Below are 572 nucleotides of genomic sequence, written 5' to 3'. Positions count from 1 at the left end.
ACGGCTTGGTGGTCAATGCGCGCGTGACACGCGCCGACGGGCATGCCGAGCGTGAAGCGGCCAAGATCATGATCCACGACGCACAGCAAACGGTAGAGGATCCGAACGTAGAAATTACGTTGGGTGCGGACAAGGGCTACGATGCCCAGGAATTCATCGAGGCGTGCCAACAGATGAAGGTCATACCGCACGTTGCGCAAAACACCTCGGGGCGGCGTTCGGCAGTGCCCGATACGATTGCCTCGAGCGTGGGCTACGCCATTTCGCAGCAAAAGCGCAAGTTGATCGAACAAGGTTTCGGCTGGGCCAAGACCGTGGGGCGCATGCGTCAGGTGATGGTGCGTGGCTTGAAGAAGGTGGACCAGATGTTCGTGTTGAACATGGCGGCATACAACCTCGTGCGCATGCGATCACTGGGACAAATCCGCTTATAAGTGGCGGAAAGCGTGGCAAGGAGGTCAGAAGTCGGCCTCAAGCCGCCGAAAGAACGTTGAATTCGCGTTGAGATTGCACAATGCGAAAGTTTGCGACTGGCGGGCGCGTACATCGAGGCGCACCGCTTCCGCCGGGGG

1 protein-coding gene is annotated in these 572 nt (G+C 58.9%); it reads left to right on the top strand.

Annotated features, from left to right (window positions below; genetic code table 11):
- Positions 1–434: transposase (locus M3I54_RS44580; RefSeq protein WP_254346770.1), on the top strand; the 434-nt coding region annotated here is incomplete at its 5' end.
- Positions 435–572 lie beyond the last annotated feature (138 nt).

This window comes from Paraburkholderia sp. CNPSo 3274, from assembly GCF_024206475.1.
Taxonomy (GTDB): domain Bacteria; phylum Pseudomonadota; class Gammaproteobacteria; order Burkholderiales; family Burkholderiaceae; genus Paraburkholderia.
The sequence above is the reverse complement of the archived record's forward strand: the minus strand, read 5'-3'. Positions and strand labels throughout refer to the sequence as shown.